We start from the raw sequence: 24,502 nt of genomic DNA, 5'->3' as shown, positions 1-24,502 counted from the left end.
CACGCTCCTTGCCGGCTTTCCCGGCTAGCGATAGCCGGTCACGAAGGCCCGGCCAATCAGCTTGAAGGTCTCGATGAACTCCTCCGGGGCGCCCCCTTCCAGTTCGGCCCGCAGGCTCACCTGCCCCTTGCCGACCACCGGCAGCCAGATATTGTCCGAGGCCGAGGAGATGCCGGCACCGAAGGCCAGGTAGAGGTGCTTCTTGAATGGGGGGGCATCCTCTCGTCCAAAGCTCGTAACGAAGGTCAGGGTCAGCTCGCCGAGACGCTCCTGACGCTCGCGCCCCTGCCCCGCCGGCACCGCCGCCGCCGAGACGTGCAGCAGCACCTCTCGCGCCTCCTTGACGATGCGCTCGGGCAGGGGCCAGGCAGGGGGTTTCTTGAGGATGTCGAAGAGGTCGAAGCGCCCCTCCTCGACATCCAGGGGGTATCGCTTGCCATCGGGCTCCCAGGGCTGCCAGGCCACCCCGGTCACCCAGCCGCCGCGGTGCTCGCCGGTGGCGAGCTCGGGGACGGCGCGCACCCCCTCGACCTTGTCTCTCGGCACCAGGAAACCGGCCTCGTCGCGCTCCCAGAGGCCCTCCCCGGCCTGGGCCGGGGGCTCGGCCCAGACCGCGTTGCCGCGCTGGTCCTTCGCGGTCAGCACGAGCCCCTTCTTCGCACCCGGAGGATGGACGAAGGACTTCTCGGCCACGACCGCTTCCCCGTGCACGCGAGGCGCCGTGACCCCCTTGTCGCTGCGGATCTCGCCGGCGACCTTCATGGGCCCATCCACCGAAACCGCCTGGGTGACATGCAGGTCCCCCTCGATCTTCCCTCCCCGGGTGCGGTCGAGGACCACATCGTCGAGGCTCTGGGGCAGCGCCGTGGAGGAGGTCCTGGCCCGATAGGGCAGCGTGCGTGCATCCAGGCGGCAGAAGAGATCATTGAGCAGTATGCCGAGCGGCTGGCGGCGCTCCCTCCAGTGTCCGAGCCCCGCCTCGGCCAGCAGGGACCTGACACTGGGCTTGCGGTCACATTTCCCGAAGTGGTGGGTCACCGCCTCGCTGTTGAGATGAACCAGCAGGGCGTCCAGTGCCTGCTGGACGTTCTCCGGCGGCTCCCCTTCGCCCGGTGCGAGCAGGGCCTTCCAGCGCTCCGGCGCGAGGCCCGCGTCGTAGCCGATGCGGTCGGCCAGCAGCGAGGCCAGGTCGAGATACTGGAAGCGCCGACGGGTGGCGTCATCCAGCGGCTGGGGCTCGCCGTCCACCACGCGGTAGAGGCGCAGGTAGTGATGCCGGATACCCAGCGGGGTCGCGCTGGCCAGCTCGATGCGCGCCGCCTCCTCGGCGGCCTCGCGCAGGGTGGCCAGCCAGTAGTCGCCGCTGATGAAGCGTCGCTCGCCAAGCTCCAGCTCGAGGCTGTAGCGGTCCAGCATCAGCAGCAGGCGGTCGTCGGTCAGGTGAACCTCGGCGCTGCCGGCCTGGCGGGCTTGCTCCTCGCTGTCGTGACGCTGCAGCGCCGTGCCGCGGTGCCAGCCCTCCTGCCATTCCCAGGCACCGCCCGAGCGCGTCAGGTGGCAGTAGCCATCCCAGCGGCGCAGCCAGCGCAGCTCGGGGTCCTCCTCCTCGTGGGGCGCCCGGCCGGCGACCAGCGTGCCGCGCCTGGGAATTCCCGCGCTGTCGTGCCGGTGGATGCCGAGATGGCTGTCGCTGTCGGGGCCGAAGGGCTCGTAGACCCGGTCGGGGCTGACGAACCCCGGCGACAGCGCGTCGCGCGCCTCGGCCTCGGCGCCGTTCTCCCGGGACCACTTGAGCACCAGCTCCCCGTCGCCTCCCGGGCCGGGATGGTGATGCACCTCGAGACGAAAGAGCGCATCGCCGATTCCCGGGTGGAAGACCTCCAGCTGGGGCTCGCAGGGGTCGTCGACCAGCGTGGCCTCCTCGCGCTCCTGGAGCGTCAGCGACGCATCGCCACAGGCGGGCAGGCCGGCCGCTTCCTCGAAGGGGTCGTCATCCAGTGGCGCCCACTTGAGCTGCACCATGGTGCGGGTACGGGTGCAGGTGTCGGCGCCATTCAGCGCCGGGTCGGCCAGCGAGGGGTCCTCCAGGGCGGTGATCTCGCGCTCCCAGAGGTCGACGTACAGCACGTGGTCCCCCGCCGGCGGGGCGAGCCCGGGCAGGTCGGCCTGCACGCTCAGGGGATCCGTGTCCTCATCGGCGCCGGGTGTCGCCACCCACTCCCCCAGCCGACCATCGACCACCACCCGCCCCCAGCGGAGGGCGGGTCGGCCGTCCTGGTCGATGTCCAGCAGGCCGCCATTCGCCGGCATGCCGCTGCCCAGTGCCTGTCGACTGCCCTCCACCAGGGTCCGGCGCAGGGCATCCACCAGCGCGTTCCAGTCGGCATCGGTCAGCACCCGCCCCTGCTGCTGGTGAACCGCGTCATAGCGGTGATCCGACTCCCTGCGATAGCGCGATATCTGTGTCTTCATGTCGTCTCCCTGCCTGGTGTCGGCTCTGTTTCAGCGCCGCAGCCGCGGGGGCTGTCGGGCGAGGCGCGGGTCGGTGATGATGGCGGTAGTCATGCCCAGCGGCAGATGCTGCTCGAGTTTGTGGCGGACGGCCTCCAGGCGACGCTGGTGAAAGCGATGGTGGTAGGCCCCCATCTCTCCCCCGTCCTCGGCGCCGGCATGGATCTCGGCGGGCCCGTCGGGATGCAGCACCCCACAGCCCTCCTTGCCGAACTGTCGGGAAAGCATGACCGGCGCCCGGCTGGCCATCGAGGCGTGATGCACCTCCAACCAGGGGCGGTCCTCCACCGCGGCGTAGGGCACCAGCGCCGGCAGGCTGCTGTAGCGCAGGCAGCCACGCCGGGGCGGGCCGCTGTCGCTGGCCAGGTCGGCCCGCAGCGGGCCCAGCACGAGGCTGTCGCTGGCCTGCAGGTGTTCGGCCACCAGGCCGCCCAGCACGGTGGCATGCTCCAGGCGACACAGCGCCGTGGCGGTGCGCGCATAGCCGACCAGGCTGTCACGCAGCGACAGGGCCGGCACCTCGCCGCGCGGCGAGAAGACCACCACGGCGCGACTGGCGGCGCAGCGCTCGAGATGCAGGGTCGCGCGGCTGACCCTGAGCGTGTGAAGGAAGACCAGGTCCTGAAAGTGGAAGTGGCGCGCCACCCCGTCGCCGGGGAGGTCCAGCACCACGCGGCCGGTGACCGGCAGCGGGTGCCCGTCGGCGCTGGCCACCCGATGGTGCTCCGATTCGAGCATCCAGCCGCTGGGCACCGGGCGCCGGATGCGCTCTACCTCCCAGCGCCAGGGCGAGGTCGCCACGAGGCGCCGACAGGCCTGGCGCCCATCGCGCAGCGGCCGCCAGTCGGCCTCCCCGCAGGCGATGTCGCCCGGCAGTGCCATGCCGCCGACCGGCTCGCGCGCCAGGGGGAAGAACCCCCGTCCCGGCGGCAGGTGCAGCAGCAGGCTGCGCGGGTGGAAGCGCCGCGGGCGCCGCCCGCCCACGCTCAGCTCCGCGGTGCGCAGCGTGAGGTCCTCGTGGCTGTCGGGGAAGCATGGCACCCCGGACTCGCCGACGAGCCGCGGAGTGCCGTCATCGTCCAGCACCCGCCGCATGCGGTATCGGAAGTCGGGCGTGACCACCCGCGGCAGCGGGGTGCCGGGCAGGTAGGTGGTGATCACCCGCTGCCAGCCCTCGTGGACCCGTGCCGGCGAATCGGCCACCGCCGCGGCGAGCTCCTCCAGGGCCGCCACGGTGCCCTTGCGCTTGCGCCAGCGCACCGCATTGAGCACCTCCTGGCGCCGCCCCGCCACCGTGGGCGAGACCAGCCGGGCATCCAGCAGCTGGCCCAGGTAGGGCAGGATCCAGCCCTGGGCGCTCTCGGGGAAGGCATCGTCCAGGCGCTGTTCGAGGGTGCCGTGCAGCTGGTCGAGCAGCAGGCCGCAGCCGTCCAGCCAGGCGGCCAGCTGGCCCGACTCATCGCGCTGGCGATAGAGCTCGGGCAGCAGGAGCCACAGCTGGCGGCCCAGCCGGCTCGACCATCGGGAATCGGGGGCATCGGGCGTCATGGGATCGCCTCCTCCCAGTCGATGGCAAGATGGCCGACAGCCGGCGGCAGGTGGAGCACCTCATCCACACCGGCGGGCACCTGGCGCAGCCCGCTGTCGAGCGCCGGCATCCGGTCGCGGCCGATGGCGCAGCGTGAATTGACCACCCCGTCCACCGCCTCGATGTGGCGGAACACCTCGGCGATGGTCAGCGGCTCGCCGATATCGCGCTCGGCCAGCGCGAACGCGCCCTGCAGCACCCGGCGCACCGCCTCGACCACGGTGTCGGGGTCGAAGGCCGCCGTGTCGAGGCGCAGGCGGGCGCGCAGGTGGATCGCGACCCGAGCGGCCTCGACCAGCCCCACGCGGATACCCGGTGGGGCGTGGGAGTGGAGGTAGGCCGACAGGCTGGCCAGCAGGTGTGGCGACGCCTCCCCTCCCGCCGGCAACACCACCACCGTGACCGCCCTGGCGCGTCGGGTGCGCGCCGGACCCGGACGCGCCCGGGCCCGCCAGACGCTGCTGTGACTGGTCGCCAGGGCGGCGAAATCCGCCAGCGAGACGGCGCGATCGAAGGTCAGCAGGGTGGCCGGCGCCGAACGACACAGCGATTCGCTGTCCTCGACGGCATTGCCGCCGACGGCGGGCAGGGGCTGGCGCACGCCCGAGAGGCGCGGGTCGGGGCGGGCCAGGCGCTCCAGGGAGCCCGGCGGGAGGTTGCCGACCGGACCGCTGCCCTCGCGCCAGCCGATGCGCACGTTGCCGCGGCGCGCCGGCACGCGGCGCCCCCGCTCGCCATCGCCGAAGCCCAGCAGCAGGTCGCCATCCTCGGTGTAGCGCACGGTGTAGTGGCGATCCTCGGGGCCGGCGTCATGCAGCTGTCCCACCTGCTCCCAGCGCTCCCCCTCCACCCGGACCTCGAGCGCCGCGCGCACGCCGCCGGGCAGCTGGCGGTCGGCGGTGAAGGCCACATCCTTCAGGGCGACAGGCAGCCCCTGCGGGGTGATATCGACCCCGCCGTAGACCCTTTCCGGACGCGCCTCGCCATGCCCGGCGGCCACCACGTTGCCGTGGATGACCACCTCCGAGACCCTCAGGCCCAGATCGTCGAGGGAGGGCGACAGGAAGACCCGCCCCTGCGCGTCGACCCGCTCGACCTCGGCCTCGACGGCCCGCCCGGCCCCACCGGCCACCAGCACGCGCCGCCCGCGCCCCAGTTCGGCGGGCAGCGTCTCCAGTACCAGGCCAGGGCCGGTGACGAGGCCCTCGTTGCGATCCCAGCCCCGCGGCCGCGAGACGTGACGAAAGCCGCAATGCAGCACGCTGTCGCCGAGCCAGAAGCGGCCGCCGCCGCGGTGTGTCCAGCCGGCAACCGTCAGGCGACGCCGCTCCCCCTCGAGGGAGGCCACGCTCTCCAGCCGGCCACCGGCGAACTGCTGCCCCCGCTGCACCACTATCAGGCCCCCCGCCTCGGCATCCCGGCCTCCCCTCACCTCCAGCTGCCGGTCCAGCGGCCGGCATCGGTCATTGCGCACGAAGGGCTCGAAGGGCACGCCGCGCGAGGGCGGCGCCGCCATCACGTACTGGGGGTTGTCACGCAGCGGATCCCTGGTCGAGTCCTGGATCTGGATGCGCAGCAGGCTGAAGCCGGCGTGGGCGACGTCCAGGTCGGCCGGCCGGTACTCGACGCCGAGGATGCGATAGGCCTTCAGCTCCCGGTCACTGCCGGGGCGCACGACCCAGCTTCCCGCCAGGTCTCGCAGGTCGCCGGCCACCTTCAGCCGTACCACCCCACCCGCCTGGCCCTCCAGCTCTCGGCCGATGACGCCGGACACGGCCAGGCGGCGTGCCTTCGCCAGGTGGCCATGGCGGAAGTCGAGCCAGTCGAGGGGCCGGTCGAGGATCACGGCGCGCGCTTCCCGCGCGACCACCCGGCGAAAGCGGTCGGCGGGATCGGCGGCAGGCCCCAGGTAGACGACGTCGCCGGGGTCTAAGGGCGGCGGCGGCTCGGCGAGGCGCAGGCGCCTCGCCGCCAGGGGGGCGGCGACCTCGGGCACCGGCCCGAGCAGCGTCGGCCTCTCACGTACCCCGTGATGCACCCGGGTCTGCCCCCGGACAAAGCCATGCCTCTCGCCGAGGCCCTCCGCCAGCCGCACCCGCAGCCAGCCGGGCGCCGCCTCGCTGACCCCGGCCACCCGACACACCCGCAGGCGCCCCTCCACCTCGTCCTCCAGCACCAGCGGCTCGTCGGCACGGACGTCGCCGGGCTTGCCGGGCAGCTCCAGCTCATCGCCGCACAGCGGGGCCGGCGAGCGGTCGTGGCCCGCCAGGCGCAGGGCATTCAGGGAGGCATGAACGTCGATATCCTCAAGGGTCTCGAAGGTCAGCGGGCCGCCCTCCAGCGGCTGATGGCGCACCGCCAGGCCCGCCGGGATCCGGCCATCGCGCCCCTCCCGGGCAAGCAGCACCAGCGGCGTGGCGGCGGAGGCCGGCGGCGCGGGGATATAGTCGATCATGGTCACCAGCTGGCGCACGCGCTCCCACAGCGTGGCCGTGCCCAGGTACCCCTCGTTGGCCTCGGCATCGACGTGGCCGGCCAGCACCTGGCTGGCGCGGGCGAGCGCCCGGGCAATCTCCCAGGCGGGGTCGCGGGTCGGGGTGCGGTACTGGTCGAGCAGCCGCTCGCGGCGGGTCTCGTCGCGCTCATCGGGCGGCGGCCCCATGACCCGCTCCCAGCGGATGAGCTCGGGCTGGCCGGCAAATCCCGCGCGCAGGGTCTCGAGGAAGCTGGCGGCATTGCCGTGGACATATGCCAGCCGCGCCAGGCCGGCGCGGTTCCAGCGGGTCAGTTCGTCTCGTTTCATCCCCGCAGCCCTCCCTTGAGGTCGAGGCGAAGGTGACCCCGTGCCGGCCGCGCCGGGTCACCGTCACACACCGGGAACTCGAGCCCGGAGAGCGCAATGCGCCCCGAGCGCGACTCGTCCGGATAGCGCCGTCCCGCGCGCTTGAAGCGAGTGAGGCAGACATCCCGCACGCCGGCGAGCGCCATCAGGGCCTGATAGAAGTCCGAGGCGTAGAGGTCCTCGCCGAAGGCCAGACGCCCCGGGTGGAAGAGCCCCGCCGGCCCGTCGCCCAGCACGCGACGCACCGCCGCCTCCACCTCGGAGCGAAAGTGCTCGTCCGCTACCGTGACCCGCAGGCCCAGCACGATGCCCACCGCCGCGGCATCGCGCAGGACCACCTCCTGGCCCGCCAGGCGGCGCGCCTCCAGGTAGTCGCGCAGCACCCGGCGCACGCTGGGTGCCTCACCGAAGGGCGGTCGCCACTCGGCCCCCTGCTCGTCGAGGAAGCGGGACAGCCGGCGGGCCAGCTCGGGCGGCGCCACCGCGGGCAGCGGCTGGTCCAGGGGCTCGCCGTTCCAGCAGATCACCGCCACCTCGATGCGCTCCCAGGCCCCCGTCCAGCGCGACCAGGCGTGGGCCTGCTCCACCAGCGGATGGGCGACCAGGGTGGCGGCGTGGTCCTCCAGGGTGACGGCACGCTCCTGCCGACGAATCCGCCGCGGCCCCTCGGCGCGATCGGCGTCCAGCAGATCGGGGCGCGCCCGCCACAGGCGATACAGGGCCTCCCGGGAGAGCTGGCGATGCTCGGCGGCATCGAAACCGATCATGCGCAGCAGGGCGTCGACGCTGGCCGGCCGCCGTGCGCTTTCGAGGGTGGCCTCCGCCATGACGCGGTCGTGCATGTCCGACAGCCAGTCGAGCTGGGTGGCCAGCACCTCCACCAGCACCACCTCCAGGTCGGCGGGATTCCAGTCACCGCGCTCGGGGAAGCGCCGGGCCAGGTCGGCCAGCATCATCGCGCGGAAGCCCTCGAAGTCACGGGTACGCCAGTCGAGGTCATCGGGGATCGCCGGCGGCGGCTCGGGCATCCGCACGCGACGCCCGCCGCAGTCGGGACAGCCGCCGTCGAAGCGCAGCTCGGGGCGCGGGAGCTCAGCCATGCCAGCCCTCCCCGACCACGAAGGTCTGGCGCTCCTGACGGTCGATGGCCGCCAGCCGATAGCGGATCTCGATGATCAGCCGCGCCTCGTCGCTGTGCAGGTCGACCCGGAGGGTGGCGGGGTCCACCTCCCCGCGCAGGGCCTCGGCGAGCGACGCCGAGAGCTGCTGGGCGGCGGTCTCGCGCAGCAGGGAGTCGGGCGCGGCGAACACCAGCCGCCGCGCGCCGAACCCGAACGCCGGCCGGTAGATGCGCTCGCCGGGGGCGGTGAACAGCACCTGCTCGATGCGCTGGCGTATCTGGTCCGCCCGCCCGCAGCGCCGGGCGCCGTCGGCCTCGATGGCGAACGGGAAGGCCAGGCTGTCGCGTTCCGGCATTCTGCTCATGGGTCACCTCCTGCCGCCAGGCCCCGGGCCCGGGCGACGGTTCCGGCCGGTCAGCCGGTCATGGTTCGAGTGGAGAGGGTGCTGAACTCGCCCTGGGGAATCGGCGGCCCCGACGGCCCCATGCTGGTGGGGTGCACGTGGGTGGCGAAGAGGCTCAGGAAGCTGGTGCCCTTGATCAGCGGTTCGCCCCCCTCGCCGGCCAGGCTGACCATGCTGCCGCTCACCACCACCCGGGTGCCGTCCACGGTGATGCCGGCCGGCCCCATCTCGATGCGGTTGCCGAAGGCGTCCTCCACCACGGTGCCGGAGCGGGAGAGCACCAGGCGGTTGCCGCTGGCATCCTCTACTCGCACCTCGCCCCCCCGGCTGTCCAGCACCAGGGTGGCTCCGCCGGGGTCGGTCAGCCGTGCCGCCCCCTCCGGCTCCAGGGTCAGCTCCGCGCCCCCGGCATGGCTGAGGCGGCAGCGCTCCTCGCCGGGCTCGTCGTCGAAGCGCAGCTGGTGGCCCCCCGGGGTGCGCCATAGCCGGCTGCGGGGTTCTGCCTGGGCCGCCCCCTCGGTCAGCTGGTCGGGGTGCTGCCAGGTGCCGCCCGTCCAGATCGGCCGGTCGATGTCGCCCTCCTCGAACTCCACCCAGACCATCGCGCCGGGGTCGGGGATCGCGAAGAGGCCGTAGCCGGGGCCGGCGAAGGGCACGCAGGGCAGCGCCCAGTCGGTCGCCTCGCTGCCCAGCACCGAGGGGATGCGCAGCTGCAGGCGGCCGGCCTGGTCGGGGTCGGCGTTGTCCAACACGAAGCCGCGATACTTGCCGAATCGCCGCTCGTCGATATGCCGGGCGAGTCGCGCCATGTCCTTCTCGAGCTCGGTCATCGTCTCCTCCGGTTTGCCGATGGATGTATCAGGACTCGGGCCAGGCATCCTGGCCCAGGGCGTTGCGAATCAGTCGGAAGCGCTGCCGATAGCCATCGGCGGCAAAGCGATGGGTCACCTCGGCGACGTAGTAGCGTCCGCCGTAGGTCGAGCCGACGCCGTCGATCACCACGGTGCCGTGGGGACGCAGCACGTGGCCGTAGCGCACCCCATCCAGTTCCCCCTCGGCGACCACCTTCCAGGCATTCTCGTTGGCCGCGGCGATGGCCCGGGCCACGACCTCCGCCTGGGTAGCCCCGCCAGGCCGCGGGAGGTCCCAGACGAAGGGCTCGTGCCCCATGCCCGCGCTGCCGGCCGACTGCCGGCCGAGCAGCGGCAGGTCGGGCTCATGGAGCTCGGCATGGGCCTCGCTCTCGTCGGCATCCGCGCGCACCACGCGAACCGCATCGGGCAGGTGGCCGTCATGGCGGATATCCACCGAGAGGCAGTTGGTGTCACTGCCGGCATGGACCAGCAGGGGCGGCTGGTCGCCCGCCTCGAGCCGGGGGGCGTGGAAGTGCAGCACCCCCTGCTCGACGAACAGCTCGAAGCCGTTGGCCTCGGCACGGCGACGCAGGAAGCGGATGTCGGTCTCGTCCTGGTTGAGGGCCGCGTTGGTCAGGCCGTCATCGCCCTCGAAGGCCAGCCCGTGGGATGCGGCGATCTCGGCGGCGATCTCGCCATCGCGGCGCGGCTCGTCGCGGCGCGACCAGCAGCGGCGGTGATGGCCACGGTCGAGCAGCAGGGATTCATCCTGCAGCGCCACCTCGACCCGGGCCTCGGCCATGGACTCCGGCGTGGTGACGGTCACCTCGCGGATCACCCCGTGCAGCACGGGCTGCTGGTGGTCACCGAAGGCCGCCATGACCACGACCCGCCGCCAGGGGCGCAGCAGTTCGCTGTCCTGGAGCCACCACTCGCCGGTCTCGTCGCGAAAGGTGTCGAAGCTCAGCGTGCCCACCCCCGCGGCGCCGCGCTCGAGACTGACCTGGACCTCGCGCAGCCAGGGATAGAAGGCCGCCAGCTCCTCGTCGTCGATGAACAGCCGGCACTCCACGGGCTGTCGCAGGGGGGCATCATTCGCCGAGGCGCCCATGCTCACTCCTCCCGGGCCGGAATCAGCAGCACCTGCCCGACCACCGATGCCTCCAGCAGGTCCCCGGCGAACAGCCACTCGGGGTTGGCATCCAGCAGGCGCCACCAGCGGTGCGGGTCACCGTAGTAGTAGCGCGCCAGCTGGTCGGGTCGGTCCCAGGCGCCGAGGGTGTGCTCCAGCACCGGCGTGGCCGGGCCCAGCTCCCGACAGCGCAGCCCCGCGAAGCCTTCGCCCTCTCCGGTGGCCCGGAAGCCACGGGTGCCGGCGTAGCGCGATGTCCGGTCGATCATGGTCGCTCTCCTCTCGGACGCTTGTCGTGGTCTCGCCTGACGTCTCGACTAGGTGGCCTGCGGCCCCTCCTCCTGGCGCAGGGCCGTGCGGAACTGCCGCTTGATCTCCTCGCCGTAGAACTCGTTGCGGCTCTCGATGACCTGCAGGGTCAGCGTCGCCCGGGCCCGGTAGGGGTAGAGGCTGGGCAGCCAGTCGCTCACCTCGACCTGGGCCTGGGTCATGAACACCGGCAGGTGGTGGGGCCCCCAGCGGAACAGCAGCACCGAGGCGAACTCGTGCCGGGCGAAGGCCCTGGCCCCGCCCTGCCCCAGGGCCGCCAGGGTCCGCTGGCCGTCGGCTCCCTGGACCTTGGGCTCGAGCATGCTGCGCAGGGTATCGAGCTCCGGCTGGACCCCGAGGCGCGACGCCGGCTCCTCGCCGGCATTCATGCGGTCGGTGGCATCGAGCAGCACCGTCACCGTGAAGCTCTCGGGCTCGAGGCTGATGCCCTGGGAGGCACGGGGGACCTCGCTGCGGCCGGCAAAGTCATAGCCGCCCCGGGTGCCGGGTGCGTTGCCGGTGCGCAGCGAGACGCTCCGCGTGCGGGTCATGGAGGCCGGATTGAACTCGAACTCGAGCCTCAGGGGCCGGTCGACCTCGGCATACTCCTCGAGGCTGCCGCGCTGGTAGCGCAGGCGGCCATGGTCACCGCTGATACCGCTCATGGACGTCCTCCGGGATGGGGGTCGAGATCGGCCGTCGGGGGCCGGCCGCTGTCCGTCCGGGTCAGCTCCCGGACGAGGCAGTCGCGCAGGCGATCGGCGATCAGCCGCGCCAGCTCCTCGGGCCCCGCCTCGGCGGGCAGCGTCAGCCGGCCGAGATCGAGCCGGTCGAGATCGAGCCGACCCGTGGCCAGCGGCTGCCCGGGTGCCAGGTCGGCGAGCTCCCTGGCGAGCCGGCGCGCCAGGAGCGGCCGCCAGGCGGCACAGCGCGGCGGCAGCTGGAGGCAGAGGTGGTCGATGCGCAGGCTCATGGCATTTCCCCCAGAAACGCCTGCAGCGGGCCCAGGGCCTCCCGCGGGGTGTCGCGGCCATCCTTGCCGAGCTCGTGCCAGATCGCCTCGGCCAGCGCCGGCATGTCCAGCTCGCCATCGCGCCCGGCCGCCAGGAAGGCGGCATGGGTCGCGGCGTTGCGGATCTGCCCGCCGGTCAGGCCGACCTCGGCCAGGCGATCGACATCGAGGTCGCTGGCCAGCGGGGCCCTGGGCGGCAGCAGCCCCCGCCAGAGGCGGCGGCGCGCGGCCCGGTCCGGCCGTGGAAACTCGATCACGGTCTGGAAGCGGCGGATGAAGGCGGGGTCGAGGTGCTGGCGCTGGTTGGTGGTCAGGATGCAGGGCCCGCGGTGGCGCTCGATGCGCGCCAGCAGGTGGCTCACCTCCATGTTGGCGTAGCGGTCACGGGCATCGCTGACCTCCCCCCGGCGGCCGAACAGGCTGTCGGCCTCGTCGAACAGCAGCACCGCCCGACGGCCGGCGGCGGCATCGAAGAGCCGGTTGAGGTTCTTCTCGGTCTCGCCGATGTACTTGCTGACCAGCAGGCCCAGGTCGACCCGGTAGAGCGGCCAGCCGAGGCGCCGGGCGATGGCCTCGGCGGCGAAGGTCTTGCCGGTGCCGGGCGGCCCGGCGAACAGCGCCACCGGCCCGCCCATCGCCCGGGCGCCCCAGTCGCCGTAGACGCGCTCGGCCTGGGTCACCCAGAGCAGGAAGGTCTCGATGCGCCGGCGGGCATGGACCGGCAGCACCAGCGTCTCCCACTCGGCCTCGACCGGGAGCGCCAGCGCCCCGGGCAGGGTCACCGCCTCGCCCCGCCCCATCAGCCGGGCCAGCGCGGAGGCCCCGGCACGCAGGGGCTGGTAGGCATCCAGCCGCTCGCAGCTGACCAGGTCGCGACGTCGCAGCGGGGCCTGCTCGGCCAGGCGCTGCTGCAGCCCCTCGCCCTCGTGGTCATCGAGGAACAGCAGGTCGCGAATCAGCGCCGGGCTGGCGAAGGCCCCGGCGGGCTGCAGCGAATGGTAGAGCATGCCGATGCCGGCATCGGTCTCCGGCGCCAGCACGCAGGCCAGGATGTCCTGTTCGAGATCGTCCAGGGCGTGCTCCTCGACGAGCTCGCGCCAGGGTGAGCGTTGCCGGCCGCGCCGCACCCTGGCCTGCAGGGCGGCCAGGCGACGGCGCTGCGCATCGCTGACCTCGCGACCGGCACGCCGCTCGGCGACCAGCTGGCCCAGCAGGCCCAGGCGCTGGCGCTCCGGCTCCAGGTTGGCCACGCTCATGGCGCCTCCTCGGGGTGGATCGAGACCAGGATCGGGGCGCTGCGCTGGCCACCGCTCGGCCGGCGCGCATGCAGTGCCGCCTGGCCGGGCCCGGAGAGTGGCAGCGCCACCCGGACCGCGGATGAGAAGGCGGAGGCAGCGAGGCGCCGCACCGGTGGCACCAGGGCCAGGGCCGGCTCGGCCAGCGCCCGCCAGCCCTGGTCGCGGTCCCACACCTCCCAGACCAGCTCGACTTCCTCGGGCTCGCCGGCCACCAGCACCTCCACCTCCAGCGGCAGGGCCGATTCGGCCGCCACCAGGGCCTGGCTGAGTCGGCCGCCATCATCCCGGGTCGCCAGCAGCGGGCGCCAGTCGCCATCGCCCCGGAGCGTCAGCCGGGACGGTGCCGCGGCCTGCAGGGCGGGCGGCATCGCCTCGCCGTGCGCCTGGGCCGAGACGCCCACCCCCAGGCTGCCGACGCGCGGGCGGCGATCGGCGGGCTCCCCCAGTGGCAGCGGCAGCAGCGCCAGCTCGTAGGCCATGGAGGGGCGGCTGGCGATACCGCCCTGGTTCGCCCAGAGCTGGTTGAGCGCCTCCAGGTCGAGGTTGAGGGGGATCACCTGCAGCCGCGCCCGCCCCTGCGCGTCCTCGACGTCGAGGATCGGCTGCCGGTGAAGGGTCGCCACCACGCCGCCCAGCAGCCGCAGGTCCATCTCGCCGGCGGTGATGGTCTGCCCCTCGTCGCCGGTCTCGTCGCTGGAGAAGGCGCTCAGCAGGCAGTGCAGGCGCAGGTAGATCGGCGCCGGATAGGCCCCGTCGGCGGGAAAGCCGTCGATCTCGGTGCGGTAGACGAAGAGTCCCAGGTGCTGGGCATCGGGCTCCTGGCGCGCCTCGGCGAGCACCGCTTCCGGGTGGCCGATCAGGATGCGGCTGGCCGGCATCGCCAGGGCCTCGGCGAGATAGGCACGCAGGGCGCGGGCGGTGCGGGAGAGGCTGTTCGGCTCGACCATCAGGGCCTCCGCATATAGCGACGGCTGGAGAGACTCGACCAGGCGCTCGGCGACACGGGCGACCCGGCCTCGGTGCCGGCCTCCTCGACGACGACCTCCACCCGGCCGATATGCACGCTGGCCTCACCGTGCGGCGCCTGGCGTCGTGGCCGAGACTCCTCGGGCGGTGGCGACAGGAGAGGCTCGACGAGCTCTCGCCGGGGCGAGGCGGCGCGAGGACGGCCGGGATCGGGGGAATGCGACGCGACGTCAGGCTCATGGAGCCCCCGGGAGGGGGGCGTCGCCGGCCCCTCGCGACAGGCGGGCGGCGAGCCGGCATCGTGGCGCTCGAACGGGGCGCCGGTGGGGCGGAGGGCCGGGCCGTCGCCAGGCTCCACGCCGGACCTGACGTCTCGTGCCTGCCCTCCCCTGGGAGGCATGGTGGATGAAGCGGTCGTGTCGCTCGCCGGCAGCACTGAGGCGGGACCCTCCTCAGGGGGACTGGCATCGCCGGAGGGCGCGACGGTCGGCGCATGGCGCCCCGCCTCGTCGCCAGTACGAGCGGTCGCTGCGCGCGCCCCGGGCACGGTGCCGGGTTCCGGGTACGCAGAGGCCGGCGGCAGCCCGGACGCAGGGTCACGGCCGGGCTCCACCGAGGGGGCGGAAACGCCGTCAGGGGGGGCGTCGGGAGCCGGAGAGAAAGCGGAGGCTGGCCCCGGACGCTGGGCGCTGTGCCCGGGACCTCCGGGTTCCGGTACCGTTAGCGCGTGTGACGGACTCTCGACCGACCATCGCCTGGTACCCTCGGACCCGTTGCGAGGTTCCTGCCGGGCGGGCCCATCGTCCTGTCGCCGGGCGGGGGGGAAAGGATCATCAACGCTGTCCGCTTCGCGCTCGAGTCCACGATCAGGGGGTCTCGCTACCGAATCACTTACACTTTCCTGAGAATCGGATAAAGACACTGACCCATTCGCTGTCGATAACGTCACGTCAGGCTGTTCAACCAGATATCCCGCTACCGCCCGGGAGGCGTCCTGCGGTGACAGGGAAGGCGTTGCCGTGTCGGCATCCGGGGCATCACGGCCGCTGTCCGGCCGCTGGCCCGCGCCTCCCGGCACCGCAGCAGACCCGGCCATTTCCGCCGGGCCAGGGGCCAGTCCTCCTGAGGAGGACTCTAGTTCGCCCATGGGCATCCCGCCAGGCGGCCTGCGGCCCTCTGCCTGGAGCGCGGTCCGCTGCGCCTCGAGATAGATCCCTCGGATGAACTCCATGGCACTCGCTCCTTGCCGGCACCTCGGCCCGGCTCACCGATACAGGCCCCGCTCCCGATCGATCAGGGCCAGATAGTGCTGCCGCCGCCAGCGCGGCAGGTCGAGGATCTCGCCCTCCTGCCAGTGGTAGGCCAGGGCCAGGCGATGCACCTCGCCGAGCAGGCCATCGATGCCGAATCCCAGCCCCAGGTCCGCGGCCACCGGCACGCGCTGGCGGGTACCGCACTCCGGGCAGTCGGCCTCGAGCTCGCTGGCCACCTCCGGCGAGGCCTGCTCCAGCGCCGCGTCGATGGCCGCGAGCTCTTCCGGGGTCAGGCTGGCCGCGAGGGCCTCGACGGTGAAGCCGCTGTCCGCCTCGAGCAGGCAGTCGGCCACCAGCCGGCGAATCGCGGCCTCCTCCTCCAGGCCCGCCAGGCGGGCCTGGTCCGCGCCGGTGGGCACCCTCAGGCGCAGCCGCCCATGGCGTGCCAGCTCGAGCTCGGCCCAGGGATATCCCGCCCCGGCGGGCTTGACCGGCAGCTCCGAGCGGCGAAAGTGAATATCGAAGGGCGCCCCGCACTCGCGACAGGGGTGGCTCAGCCAGACCGGGTCGCCCACCACCACCCTCGCCAGCTGCCGTGTCAGGAAGCGGCGATCGCCCACCGACATGGCCGCGACCGTCGCCCGGTCCACCGGCCCTCCTTCGAGGCTCTCGATGGCCACCGCCAGCAGCTCGGTGATGCGCTCGGGCAGGCTTCGAGCGTCTTCCCCCTCTGCGGCCAGGGCCTCCTCGAGGCGCCCGGTCAGCGGGCGAAAGCGGACTTCGTTCAGGCGGCGGCCCTCGCGCAGCACCCCTCCCGGCAGCCGACAGGTGCCGGGGGAACTCGCCGCCGCACCGACGCGCCCGGCCTCGTCCGGCATGCGCATCAGGACTCGGCGGGCTCGGTGACGCTGGTGTCGCGCTCCCAGCCCTCGTGCTCGAGCTGGATGGTCTGGATGCCCACGCTGTTCATGGTCCCGGCATCGAACTCCGGCAGCGCCTGGTACTCGGAGACCCAGGCGCGGTAGAGCTTGTAGGAGATCGCCACCTGCCCCTGTAGGTTGAGCACGTTGATGACGATGTCCTTGCGGAAGTTCTTCAGCGACATCCCCGCGTCGCCCTGGATGCTGTTGACCAGGTTGGCCCACTGCTCGAAGACCGGATCGTGGGTCAGCCCCTGCTCCAGGGTCACCGGCTCGTAGCTGGTACCGCCGGGCAGCCGGCGCTCGTGGGTCGGGTCGCCCCCGGTCCGCCAGCCCACCGCCTCGGTGGTGCGCTTGAGGGCACTCATCTTGCTGAGGCCGGCGACCGGCCTGCCGTCGATCAGCACCTGGAACTTGAAGGTGCGGTAGGGATCATGCCGGTGGGTATTCACGGTGAAGAGTGGCGCTGCCATGGTTCGCTCCCCCTATGCCTGGCCGACCTTCTGCTGCAGCCGGATGATGACGAATTCCGCGGGCTTGAGCGGCGCGAAGCCGACCTGGACGATCACCTGTCCCCGGTCGATGTCGCCCTGGGTCATGGTGTCGCCGAGGCCACAGCGCACGAAGTAGGCGTCGCTGGCCTTGCCGCCCTGGAAGGCCCCGGCCCGGAAGAGGCCATTCATGAACGCCTCGATGTTGAGGCGCAGCGCCGACCAGAGCGACGCGTCGTTGGGCTCGAAGACCGCCCACTGGATGCCGTTGTAGAGGCTCTGCTGGATGAAGATCGCCGTGCGCCTGACCGGCACGTAGCGCCACTCCGGGCTGGCCCGGGTCGCCAGGGTACGCGCCCCCCAGATCACCGCACCGAATCCCGGCAGGCTGCGCAGGCAGTTGACTCCCAGCGGGTTGAGGGCCCCCTGGTGCACCTCCTGGACCTCCTGCTCCAGCCCGGCCAGCCCCAGCAGCGCCGTCTCGACGCCCGCCGGCGCCTTCCAGACCCCGCGCCGCGAATCGGTGCGCGCCCACATGCCGGCCGCAAAGCCGCTGGGGGGCACCTGCACGAAGCGTGGCGAGCGCGGGGCCCCCGGGGGCGGCTCGGGCGTGTAGTGGGGGTTGCCGACCGTCACCCAGGGGTAGTAGAGCACCGCATAGGTCGAGGACGGCAGGCCGAGCGCCTTGACCTGGCCGGCCGTCTCCAGGGTGGCATCGGGCGGCGGGTCGAGGATCACCATGCGGTTGCGCAGGCGCTCGGCCTGGGCGATGGCGGCATCGATGACGGCATTGCCGGTGCCGTCATCGGCCCAGACCTGGCCGGGCAGGCAGAGGATGCTGACATCGCCGATGCCCTCCACGGCGGCGAGCCCGGCATCGTACTCGCCGGCCCCCGGGTCGCTGCCGTCATCCCCCTCCTCGAGGACGACGCTGCCGCCGGCGGCGATCAGGCCCGCCAGGTGCTGGCTGCCGGTGGTCTCCACGCCACCGTGGGCGACACCCAGCCCGAGGAGTACCGCGGCGTCATCGTCATCGGCGGGGGGCACGACCACCGCGGAGCCGGGCAACCGGGAGCCCGAGGTGAGCACCAGTCCCTCGGGGGTCGCCTCGCAGGTAAAGTTCGTGCGCGGGTTGGCGTCGGACGAGACACCTTGCTGGACCTGCTCCTGGATCTCTTCGGCCACTGCCACCAGGTCATCGTCGACGGTGAACTCCGCCGCATCGAAGCTGACCTCGACGCTATGCTGCGCCTGGGCGCTGCCATCCAGGGTCACGGTGAAGGAGGTGCCGTTCAGGGTGACGGGGTCGAGCGTCGCGAGGTCCCCGGCGCTGCGGCTGGTGCCGAGCTGGTAGTCCGAGACCTCGCCCAGGGTCACCCTCACCCGCCGGGAATCGTCGTTGACCTTGCCCTCGATGAAGTCGGCGCGACTCTCGTCGAGGGTCAGGTCCTCGAAGCGCTCCTGCTCCTCGTACTCGCCGTCGAGTCGCTCCTCGACGACCAGGGTGAAGCGCGGCGGCGTCTCGCCGTCATCCTGACGCGACAGCGCCACTCTCAGCGCATTGCCCCAGGCCCCGCCGCTGGCGGCCTCGATCCTGAGCAGATGGTCATCCGGGCCGGCCGGCGGATCGCCGTCCGTGAGCATGAAGCCCCGGGCGGCCTCGGCCCCGCGGGCGAGACGCACCACGTAGGCGGCCGAGCCGCCGTTGTGGAAGAAGGCCCGGACGGCGTGGCCGAGGCTGTCGCCCCGGGGGGCGGTGACCGCCCGAAGGCCGCCGAAGGCCTGGGCATAGTCGTCCCAGCTGCTGATGAACACGGGTGAGGCCTCGGGGCCGCGTGCGGCGAAGCCCAGGAAGGCTGCCGTCGAGGTGCCCACGGCCTCGATGGGCCTGGCGCCGCTGGGAATCTCCTCCAGGTAGACGCCGGGGTGGCGGTAGGTGGCCATGCTGTTCCCTCTCGTGTCGACGGTGTCCGGTGATGCGAACGCATCACGTCAGGTCAGTCGCAGAGGGATACCCGCCTGTCGCCCATGACATGGGGCCTCGCCGATCATGGCCCCGTACCGAGATCCCTCACCGGCTTCCGGCCCTGGCAGGCCGGTAACCGTCAGCATCGAACATAATGAGGGATCTCGCCAATGCGGGATGAGGGAGCTCAGCCCTCCGGCGCGGCCCTGCCGTTACGCGCCTCCCACTCCGCCGCCGCCCGCTGGCCCCGGGCCTGGTCCACGGCCAGGCAGATCAGGATGGCGACGATGAAGAGCGCGGCGCAGAGCAGGATCGAGGCCTGCAGCCCCACCACCGACTGCAGCAGGCCGAGCGCCACGATGCCGAACACCCCGGCCAGCTTGTTGGCCAGGCCCCAGAAGCCGAAGAACTCGGCGGCCTTGCGGGTGGGCGAGAAGAGCCCCACCAGGGCGCGGCTGGCCGACTGGCTGGAGCCCAGCGAGAGCCCGGCCAGGCAGCCGACGAAGAGGAACAGGTGCTGGGCCTCCCAGTCGAGGGCGAAGCGCGCGTTGAGGAAGGCGGTGACCTCCGGCGTGGCCCAGATGGCGACGATGGCCGCCACCCAGAGCCCCAGGGTGAAGAGGTAGGTGACCCTGGTGCCGATGCGGTCCTGGAGGAAGCCGAAGCCCAGCGCCCCCGCCGCCGCGGTGATCTGCACGATGATGAACATCAGGTTGCGGATCGACTCGTCCCAGCCGATCACCTGGGCGCCGTAGATGAAGGCGAAGGCGATGATGATGTAGACCCCGGCCATGGAGAAGAGCAGCGAGACCAGGAAGATGCCCAGGTCGCGGAAGCGCCTGAGCTCGTGCAGGGTGGTGGAGACCCGCTCCCAGGCGATCTCCCGGTAGGGCTTGCCGGGCGGCTGGGGGGTGCCGCGCTCTTTGACCCACAGGAAGGTGGGGATGGCGGTGACCAGGAAGAAGGCCGCCGCGAAGGGCCCCACCCAGCGGATGCGCTCGAAGTTCTCGGCGGTGGCCTCGCCCAGCGCCACCAGGGTGAAACCCGCTGCGAAGAGCCCGCCCACGTAGCCCAGCGCCCAGCCGAAGCCGGAGATCTTGCCGAGATCCTCCGGCGGACCCAGGTCGGGCAGGAAGGCGGCGATGAAGGACTCCCCCATGGAGTAGGCGTAGTTGGAGACCACGATCAGCAGCAGCCCCAGTACCACGTAGCCCGGCGCCACGAAGTAGAGCATGGCGGTGGTGGCCACGGTGGCCAGGTAGCTCGCGAACAGGAAGCGCTTCTTGGACGCCTGGTAGTCCATCACCGCCCCGCACAGGGGGCCGGTGACCACCACCAGCAGGTAGCTTGTCGCCAGCGCCAGGCTCCACAGGAAGTTGGCCAGCCGGTAGCCGTCGCCGCGGTCGCCGACGATCACCGTGGTGAACAGCTCGCCGAACACCACGGTGATGATCAGCAGGGTGTAAGCCTGGTTGGCGAAGTCGAACATCGCCCAGCCGAGGATCTCCTTGCGCGAGGCGCGGGTTCGCGGCGGCGTGGCGCTGGTCACGGTGCTCATGGGGCCGTATTTCCCCGCTGGAGACGGTCGATGGCCGAGCCTCCCCGTCGGGACAGGTCGGCCAGGCGATCGATCTGCGCATCCAGCCGGGGCAGGGCCTCCTGGCGATAGCGTGACAGGTCATCGATGGCGCCCATCACGTCCTCGAAGGCCTGCTCGAGGGCCTGCATGTCCAGCATCGCCCCGGAGGCGCGCTGCTGGATCTCCACCCCCTGCTGGCGCAGGGTGCGGGCCGTGCCGCCGATCATCGCCGAGGTGGTGCTATTGAGGGCCTCGACGCGGTCGAGCACCAGCCGCTGGTTGGCCATGGCCAGGGCCACGGTCACCGCGACCGTCAGGGCCGAGACGGTGACGTTGATGGCACGGTCGACGCCGCGTATCAGCTCGCGATTGTTGCGGATGACCACTTCCAGTGCCAGCACCCCCTGCTGGCTGACCGTCAGCTGCTGCTGAAGATCGACGACCCGCTGACGCAGCGGGAAGAGCAGCTCCTCCTCGAGAAAGCCTCGCTGAGGGTCCGCCGCGTCTCGCCGTGCGATCGCCTCCTGCAGGCGGCTGTCGATCAGCCGACCCAGGGCCACCTGCCGCGCCAGCTGGCCCAGGATCTCGCCCAGCGCGGCCTGATCGTCACTCAGCGTCAGATTGTCGCGACGCAGCATGTCGCGGCCCGCCTCCAGGTCGGCGATGATCGCATCCAGCGCCTGCTGGGCACTCTCGAACTTGCGGAAATAGCGCTGCAGACGGCTGCCCACACCGGGAACCAGCGCCAGCACCCTGTCCAGCGGACTCGGCGAGAGCCGGTGCCGGGCGGGGTCGAGCTGATGCATGCGCTCGCGCAGCTCGACCAGCGACTTCGCCACCGGCCCGCCCTCGTCGCCCTGATGGGCCAGCTGGCGCAACGGGGTGTCCAGCATGGCGCTGCGATGCGCGGCCTGCTGCTGCAGTTCCAGCCCCATCTCGTCCACGGCCCGGCGCTGGCGTGCCAGCGATCCCTCGTCAGCGCCGGCGATCACCTCGGCGACGAACTCATCGGCCAGGGCGGCCAGGGCGGCATCGTCGTCCGGGGCCTGGCCGCGGCCCTCCTCGGCGGTCCCCGGCTCGGATGTCCCCGCCTCGAATGTCGTAGTGCCCAGCTGACGGGCGATCTCCTCCAGGGGGGGCAACGACAGGCGAGAGTCGCCTGCGGATTCCTGATTCATAAGCACCTCGTCGAGACCTGAAATTCCCTCTGCCACTGACCCGGAGCTCGAGCCATCCGTCTTATTATCCACTGCCTCGCCCGTAGCGGTCGGCCCCCTCGACGAAGCGGCGCAGCTCCTCGAGGGCTCGGTCGGTGGTCAAGGATGCCTGGGGGCGCCCGGTCTCGATACGTGCCATGGCCACGGCCGTATCGTCGAGCACCGTCAGCGCCGACTCGTTGCGCGCGGCGAGCTCGCCCAGCCGATGCTCGGTCTCCTCGACCAGTTCCAGGCGACGCACCAGGGCGGCCCGCTCTTCCTCGCCCAGCCGCCTGTCATCGGCGGCCAGGCGGCGGCGCACGAAATCGGCATCCACGCTGGCGACCCCCCGGGCCTGGGAGGCCATGGCGTTGAGGGTGTCCACCGCGCCCAGGCAGACCTCGGCCACCAGGCCCCGCGCCCGCTCGAAGGCCAGCTCGCCGCTGTCGAAGCGGCCCCTCAGCACCGCCAGCACATGGCGGTAGCGGCTGTAGAGGCGGTCGGCCTGAACGGCCAGATCGGGCCGGCTCGCCTCGAGCAGGCCCTGCTTGGCTCGGCACATGGCCAGCACCAGGCTGTCGGCGTCCGCCGGCGGCCGGTCCGGATCGAGGACGGCCACGCCGGCTTCATGGGCATCATGGGCCTGTCGACTCCGACGCTGCCGGTTCTCGGCCTCTCGCTGCATCCGCAGGCGGCGCTCTCGCCGCTGACGCAGCCAGCCACGCAGGCGCCGCTCCAGGGGCAGCGCCACGGGAACCGCGACGATGCCCGCCAACCACCCCGGCAGGCTGGGCCCGAAGCCACCCCACAGCGAGGTCAGCCACAGCAGCATGCTGATGAAGGGCACCAGCAGGCAGTAGCGGACGATGACCTGCCAGCGCGCCGGGGCCTCGGTGCCCAGGGCCAGCGACGGATTGACCAGCCCCACCAGCAGCCAGGGCAGGCAGGTCATGAAGAGGCCATAGGAAAATCCCTGCAAGAATCCCAACATGGGGCTCGGTATCCTTTATCCAGCGGCAGGAGCCGAGTATAGGCTAGCCGGTGACGGCGAGCAGGTGCAGCGCAGCCCTTGGCGAGCATTGCCCCGGTGCAGGCAGCCGCCTACAGCAGCAGGGTCAGGATCAGGGCAGCGCCCCCGACCACGAGCGCCACGACCACGGCCACGTCGACCAGCCGATCCAGCCAGCGATCGAACTGCGCCCCGGACAGTCGACGCGACGGTCGCCGGCGGGTGGCACCGCGTCGCCGAGGGCCGCGGGCCGTGGGAAGGAGAGACATGGCGGAAGTCCGATTTCACCATTTCCCCTGAGCTTACGACCTGCGACGCTCCCAGGCCAGCGGAGACGACGCAGGCAGCCAGTGTCAGATCCCGTCGCGGCGATTGATGCGACGATTGACCACATTCGGCGCCCGGCGCAGGCGCTCCTCCTCACCGAGCAGCTCGGCCTCGAAGGCGTCGGCCCCCACCGGGGTCTCGCCATGGCGACGGTAGAGCTGGGTCAGCATGGCCTTGCGGTCGGCGCGCAGCTCGCGCACCAGCACCACCACCATGCCGTAGAGGATGAAGGTGAAGGGCAGTGCCGAGAGCACCGAAGCCGACTGCAGGCCGGTGAGGCCGCCGGCGGCGATCAGCGTCAGGCAGATGGCGGCGATCAGCACGCCCCACACCACCCGCTTGTAGAGCGGCGGGTTGATGGAGCCGTTGTCGGTCATCTGGGCCACGATATAGGAGGCGGAGTCCGCCGAGGTGACCAGAAAGATGAAGATCAGCAGCATCGCCACCACCGAGAGCAGGCCACTGAAGGGCATCAGGGCGAACATCTCGAACAGCGCCACGGTGATGTTGGCCTGGGTAGCCGCGGCCAGCCCCACGTCGCCACCCAGCTCCATGTTGAGCGCCGCGCCGCCGAACACGCCGATCCACAGGCAGGCCAGCAGCGGCGGGACCACCAGCACGCCGAAGACATACTGCTTGATGGTGCGCCCGCGGGAGACCCGCGCCACGAAGGTACCGACGAAGGGGGACCAGGCGATCACCCAGGCCCAGTAGAAGATGGTCCAGCTGCTCGCCCAGGTGTTGTCCGAGTAGGGGGAGATGCGCAGGCTCATGCCGATGAAGTTCTGCAGGTAGTCGCCGATCCCCAGGGTGATGGTCTCGAGGATGGCCACCGTGGGGCCGGTGATCAGCACATAGAGCATCAGGCCGATGCAGAGGATCATGTTGAGGTTGGAGAGGCGCTTGATGCCCTTGTCCAGGCCCGACCAGGTGGAGGCCATGTAGGCCAGGAACATCACGAACAGGATCAGGAACTGCCAGAGCACCGATTCGGGCAGGCCGAACACGGCGTTGAGCCCGCCGTTCATCTGCAGCACGCCCAGCCCCAGGGAGGTCGCCACCCCCATCACCGTGGCCACCACGGCGAAGACGTCCAACGCCGGGGCATAGCGGCGCGCCCCGGGGTGCTTGGCGGTCACCGAGGAGAGCACCGAGGAGACCAGCCCCGCCTGGCCCTTGCGGAACTGGAAGTAGGCGATGATCAGACCCACCACCGAGAAGGCCGCCCACTGGTGGATGCCCCAGTTGAAGTAGCTGTACTGGATCGCGTAGCGCGCCGCCTCGGTGGTCTCGGCCGGCATGTCGCCGTAGGGCGGCTCGATGTAGTGGAACATCGGCTCGGCCATGCCGTAGAACACCAGGCCGACGCCGAAGCCGGCGGCCAGCAGCATGCTGATCCATGAGAAGAAGCTGAAGCTCGGGGTGCTGTCCTGGGGGCCGAGGCGGATCTTGCCGTACTTGCTGAAGGCCAGGCCCAGCAGGAAGATCACGAAGCCGAACACCGAGAAGAGATAGAACCAGCCGAACAGCTGGGTGACACCGGCCAGGGCGGCACTGGCGGCATTGCCGAACCCCTGCGGGAAGGCGGCTCCGACCGCCACCAGCGCCAGGATGATCAGCGCAGAGACGGTGAAGACCGTCTTTCCTCCATGATCTGCCATATCGGCACCTTCTATGTCCAAGTATTGTACAGGTTGAGTCTACCAGCCATCCGCTCTCGCCGCA

20 protein-coding genes are annotated in these 24,502 nt (G+C 71.7%); all 20 read right to left on the bottom strand.

Going from position 1 to position 24,502, the window contains the following annotated elements; all coding sequences use genetic code 11:
• Nucleotides 1-24 precede the first annotated feature (24 nt).
• Nucleotides 25-2,472 (bottom strand): DUF6519 domain-containing protein, encoded by a 2,448-nt coding sequence (locus tag BDK63_RS11410; RefSeq protein ID WP_183332021.1) that lies wholly within the window; start codon nucleotides 2,470-2,472, stop codon nucleotides 25-27.
• Between the two features lie 30 nt (nucleotides 2,473-2,502).
• Entirely contained in the window at nucleotides 2,503-4,059 is a 1,557-nt protein-coding gene (locus BDK63_RS11405; RefSeq protein WP_183332019.1) for a hypothetical protein, read from the bottom strand.
• Nucleotides 4,056-6,902, bottom strand: coding sequence for a baseplate J/gp47 family protein (locus BDK63_RS11400; protein ID WP_183332017.1), 2,847 nt, complete (start codon nucleotides 6,900-6,902; stop codon nucleotides 4,056-4,058). The genes BDK63_RS11405 and BDK63_RS11400 overlap by 4 nt, the downstream gene beginning before the upstream one ends.
• Nucleotides 6,899-8,041, bottom strand: a complete 1,143-nt coding sequence (locus BDK63_RS11395; RefSeq protein WP_183332015.1) for a baseplate J/gp47 family protein — start codon at nucleotides 8,039-8,041, stop codon at nucleotides 6,899-6,901. The genes BDK63_RS11400 and BDK63_RS11395 overlap by 4 nt, the downstream gene beginning before the upstream one ends.
• On the bottom strand, nucleotides 8,034-8,426 hold the full coding sequence (locus BDK63_RS11390; protein WP_183332013.1) for a GPW/gp25 family protein: 393 nt from the start codon (nucleotides 8,424-8,426) through the stop codon (nucleotides 8,034-8,036). The genes BDK63_RS11395 and BDK63_RS11390 overlap by 8 nt, the downstream gene beginning before the upstream one ends.
• 50 nt (nucleotides 8,427-8,476) lie before the next feature.
• Nucleotides 8,477-9,295 carry a phage baseplate assembly protein V gene (locus BDK63_RS11385; protein WP_183332011.1) on the bottom strand — a complete coding sequence of 273 codons (819 nt, stop codon included), beginning with the start codon at nucleotides 9,293-9,295 and terminating at the stop codon, nucleotides 8,477-8,479.
• A gap of 28 nt (nucleotides 9,296-9,323) precedes the next feature.
• Nucleotides 9,324-10,430 (bottom strand): phage late control D family protein, encoded by a 1,107-nt coding sequence (locus BDK63_RS11380; protein WP_183332009.1) that lies wholly within the window; start codon nucleotides 10,428-10,430, stop codon nucleotides 9,324-9,326.
• A 2-nt stretch (nucleotides 10,431-10,432) separates the two neighbouring features.
• On the bottom strand, nucleotides 10,433-10,720 hold the full coding sequence (locus BDK63_RS11375) for a LysM peptidoglycan-binding domain-containing protein (protein WP_183332007.1): 288 nt from the start codon (nucleotides 10,718-10,720) through the stop codon (nucleotides 10,433-10,435).
• A gap of 48 nt (nucleotides 10,721-10,768) precedes the next feature.
• Nucleotides 10,769-11,425, bottom strand: coding sequence for a hypothetical protein (locus BDK63_RS11370; RefSeq protein WP_221202596.1), 657 nt, complete (start codon nucleotides 11,423-11,425; stop codon nucleotides 10,769-10,771).
• On the bottom strand, nucleotides 11,422-11,733 hold the full coding sequence (locus tag BDK63_RS11365) for a hypothetical protein (RefSeq protein ID WP_183332005.1): 312 nt from the start codon (nucleotides 11,731-11,733) through the stop codon (nucleotides 11,422-11,424). Before BDK63_RS11365 ends, BDK63_RS11370 begins: the two co-directional genes overlap by 4 nt.
• The gene (locus BDK63_RS11360) at nucleotides 11,730-13,028 is read right to left on the bottom strand and encodes an ATP-binding protein (RefSeq protein WP_183332003.1); all 1,299 of its coding nucleotides are present in this window, start codon (nucleotides 13,026-13,028) and stop codon (nucleotides 11,730-11,732) included. Before BDK63_RS11360 ends, BDK63_RS11365 begins: the two co-directional genes overlap by 4 nt.
• Nucleotides 13,025-14,017 (bottom strand): Pvc16 family protein, encoded by a 993-nt coding sequence (locus tag BDK63_RS18675; RefSeq protein WP_183332001.1) that lies wholly within the window; start codon nucleotides 14,015-14,017, stop codon nucleotides 13,025-13,027. Before BDK63_RS18675 ends, BDK63_RS11360 begins: the two co-directional genes overlap by 4 nt.
• Nucleotides 14,018-15,300: 1,283 nt before the next feature.
• Complete coding sequence (locus BDK63_RS11350) at nucleotides 15,301-16,173, bottom strand: T4 family baseplate hub assembly chaperone (RefSeq protein WP_183331999.1); 873 nt, start codon at nucleotides 16,171-16,173, stop codon at nucleotides 15,301-15,303.
• The gene (locus BDK63_RS11345; protein WP_183331997.1) at nucleotides 16,173-16,682 is read right to left on the bottom strand and encodes a phage tail protein; all 510 of its coding nucleotides are present in this window, start codon (nucleotides 16,680-16,682) and stop codon (nucleotides 16,173-16,175) included. The genes BDK63_RS11350 and BDK63_RS11345 overlap by 1 nt, the downstream gene beginning before the upstream one ends.
• Nucleotides 16,683-16,694: 12 nt before the next feature.
• Nucleotides 16,695-18,644 carry a phage tail sheath family protein gene (locus BDK63_RS11340; RefSeq protein ID WP_183331995.1) on the bottom strand — a complete coding sequence of 650 codons (1,950 nt, stop codon included), beginning with the start codon at nucleotides 18,642-18,644 and terminating at the stop codon, nucleotides 16,695-16,697.
• A 209-nt stretch (nucleotides 18,645-18,853) separates the two neighbouring features.
• Entirely contained in the window at nucleotides 18,854-20,224 is a 1,371-nt protein-coding gene (locus tag BDK63_RS11335; protein WP_183331993.1) for an MFS transporter, read from the bottom strand.
• Nucleotides 20,221-21,423, bottom strand: a complete 1,203-nt coding sequence (locus tag BDK63_RS11330) for a toxic anion resistance protein (RefSeq protein ID WP_183331991.1) — start codon at nucleotides 21,421-21,423, stop codon at nucleotides 20,221-20,223. Before BDK63_RS11330 ends, BDK63_RS11335 begins: the two co-directional genes overlap by 4 nt.
• A gap of 64 nt (nucleotides 21,424-21,487) precedes the next feature.
• A complete protein-coding gene (locus BDK63_RS11325; RefSeq protein ID WP_183331989.1) occupies nucleotides 21,488-22,432 on the bottom strand; it encodes a cobyrinic acid a,c-diamide synthase in 945 nt (314 codons plus the stop codon).
• Between the two features lie 110 nt (nucleotides 22,433-22,542).
• Entirely contained in the window at nucleotides 22,543-22,719 is a 177-nt protein-coding gene (locus BDK63_RS11320; protein ID WP_183331987.1) for a hypothetical protein, read from the bottom strand.
• An 84-nt stretch (nucleotides 22,720-22,803) separates the two neighbouring features.
• Entirely contained in the window at nucleotides 22,804-24,438 is a 1,635-nt protein-coding gene (locus BDK63_RS11315) for a BCCT family transporter (protein ID WP_183331985.1), read from the bottom strand.
• Between the last annotated feature and the right edge of the window lie 64 nt (nucleotides 24,439-24,502).

It is taken from the genome of Halomonas campaniensis (assembly GCF_014193375.1).
Taxonomy (GTDB): domain Bacteria; phylum Pseudomonadota; class Gammaproteobacteria; order Pseudomonadales; family Halomonadaceae; genus Halomonas; species Halomonas campaniensis.
Note: the sequence above shows the minus strand (reverse complement) of the source record. Positions and strands in the feature narration are given on the sequence as shown.

Coding starts and splice junctions, on each gene's coding strand:
- BDK63_RS11405 (WP_183332019.1), bottom strand. CDS start 4,059: ATGACGCCCGATGCCCCCGATTCCCGATGGTCGAGCCGGCTGGGCCGC.
- BDK63_RS11410 (WP_183332021.1), bottom strand. CDS start 2,472: ATGAAGACACAGATATCGCGCTATCGCAGGGAGTCGGATCACCGCTAT.
- BDK63_RS11365 (WP_183332005.1), bottom strand. CDS start 11,733: ATGAGCCTGCGCATCGACCACCTCTGCCTCCAGCTGCCGCCGCGCTGT.
- BDK63_RS11390 (WP_183332013.1), bottom strand. CDS start 8,426: ATGAGCAGAATGCCGGAACGCGACAGCCTGGCCTTCCCGTTCGCCATC.
- BDK63_RS11350 (WP_183331999.1), bottom strand. CDS start 16,173: ATGCGCATGCCGGACGAGGCCGGGCGCGTCGGTGCGGCGGCGAGTTCC.
- BDK63_RS11400 (WP_183332017.1), bottom strand. CDS start 6,902: ATGAAACGAGACGAACTGACCCGCTGGAACCGCGCCGGCCTGGCGCGG.
- BDK63_RS11325 (WP_183331989.1), bottom strand. CDS start 22,432: ATGTTGGGATTCTTGCAGGGATTTTCCTATGGCCTCTTCATGACCTGC.
- BDK63_RS11335 (WP_183331993.1), bottom strand. CDS start 20,224: ATGAGCACCGTGACCAGCGCCACGCCGCCGCGAACCCGCGCCTCGCGC.
- BDK63_RS11360 (WP_183332003.1), bottom strand. CDS start 13,028: ATGAGCGTGGCCAACCTGGAGCCGGAGCGCCAGCGCCTGGGCCTGCTG.
- BDK63_RS11370 (WP_221202596.1), bottom strand. CDS start 11,425: ATGAGCGGTATCAGCGGTGACCATGGCCGCCTGCGCTACCAGCGCGGC.
- BDK63_RS11340 (WP_183331995.1), bottom strand. CDS start 18,644: ATGGCCACCTACCGCCACCCCGGCGTCTACCTGGAGGAGATTCCCAGC.
- BDK63_RS11380 (WP_183332009.1), bottom strand. CDS start 10,430: ATGGGCGCCTCGGCGAATGATGCCCCCCTGCGACAGCCCGTGGAGTGC.
- BDK63_RS11385 (WP_183332011.1), bottom strand. CDS start 9,295: ATGACCGAGCTCGAGAAGGACATGGCGCGACTCGCCCGGCATATCGAC.
- BDK63_RS11395 (WP_183332015.1), bottom strand. CDS start 8,041: ATGGCTGAGCTCCCGCGCCCCGAGCTGCGCTTCGACGGCGGCTGTCCC.
- BDK63_RS11345 (WP_183331997.1), bottom strand. CDS start 16,682: ATGGCAGCGCCACTCTTCACCGTGAATACCCACCGGCATGATCCCTAC.
- BDK63_RS11375 (WP_183332007.1), bottom strand. CDS start 10,720: ATGATCGACCGGACATCGCGCTACGCCGGCACCCGTGGCTTCCGGGCC.
- BDK63_RS18675 (WP_183332001.1), bottom strand. CDS start 14,017: ATGGTCGAGCCGAACAGCCTCTCCCGCACCGCCCGCGCCCTGCGTGCC.
- BDK63_RS11315 (WP_183331985.1), bottom strand. CDS start 24,438: ATGGCAGATCATGGAGGAAAGACGGTCTTCACCGTCTCTGCGCTGATC.
- BDK63_RS11320 (WP_183331987.1), bottom strand. CDS start 22,719: ATGTCTCTCCTTCCCACGGCCCGCGGCCCTCGGCGACGCGGTGCCACC.
- BDK63_RS11330 (WP_183331991.1), bottom strand. CDS start 21,423: ATGAATCAGGAATCCGCAGGCGACTCTCGCCTGTCGTTGCCCCCCCTG.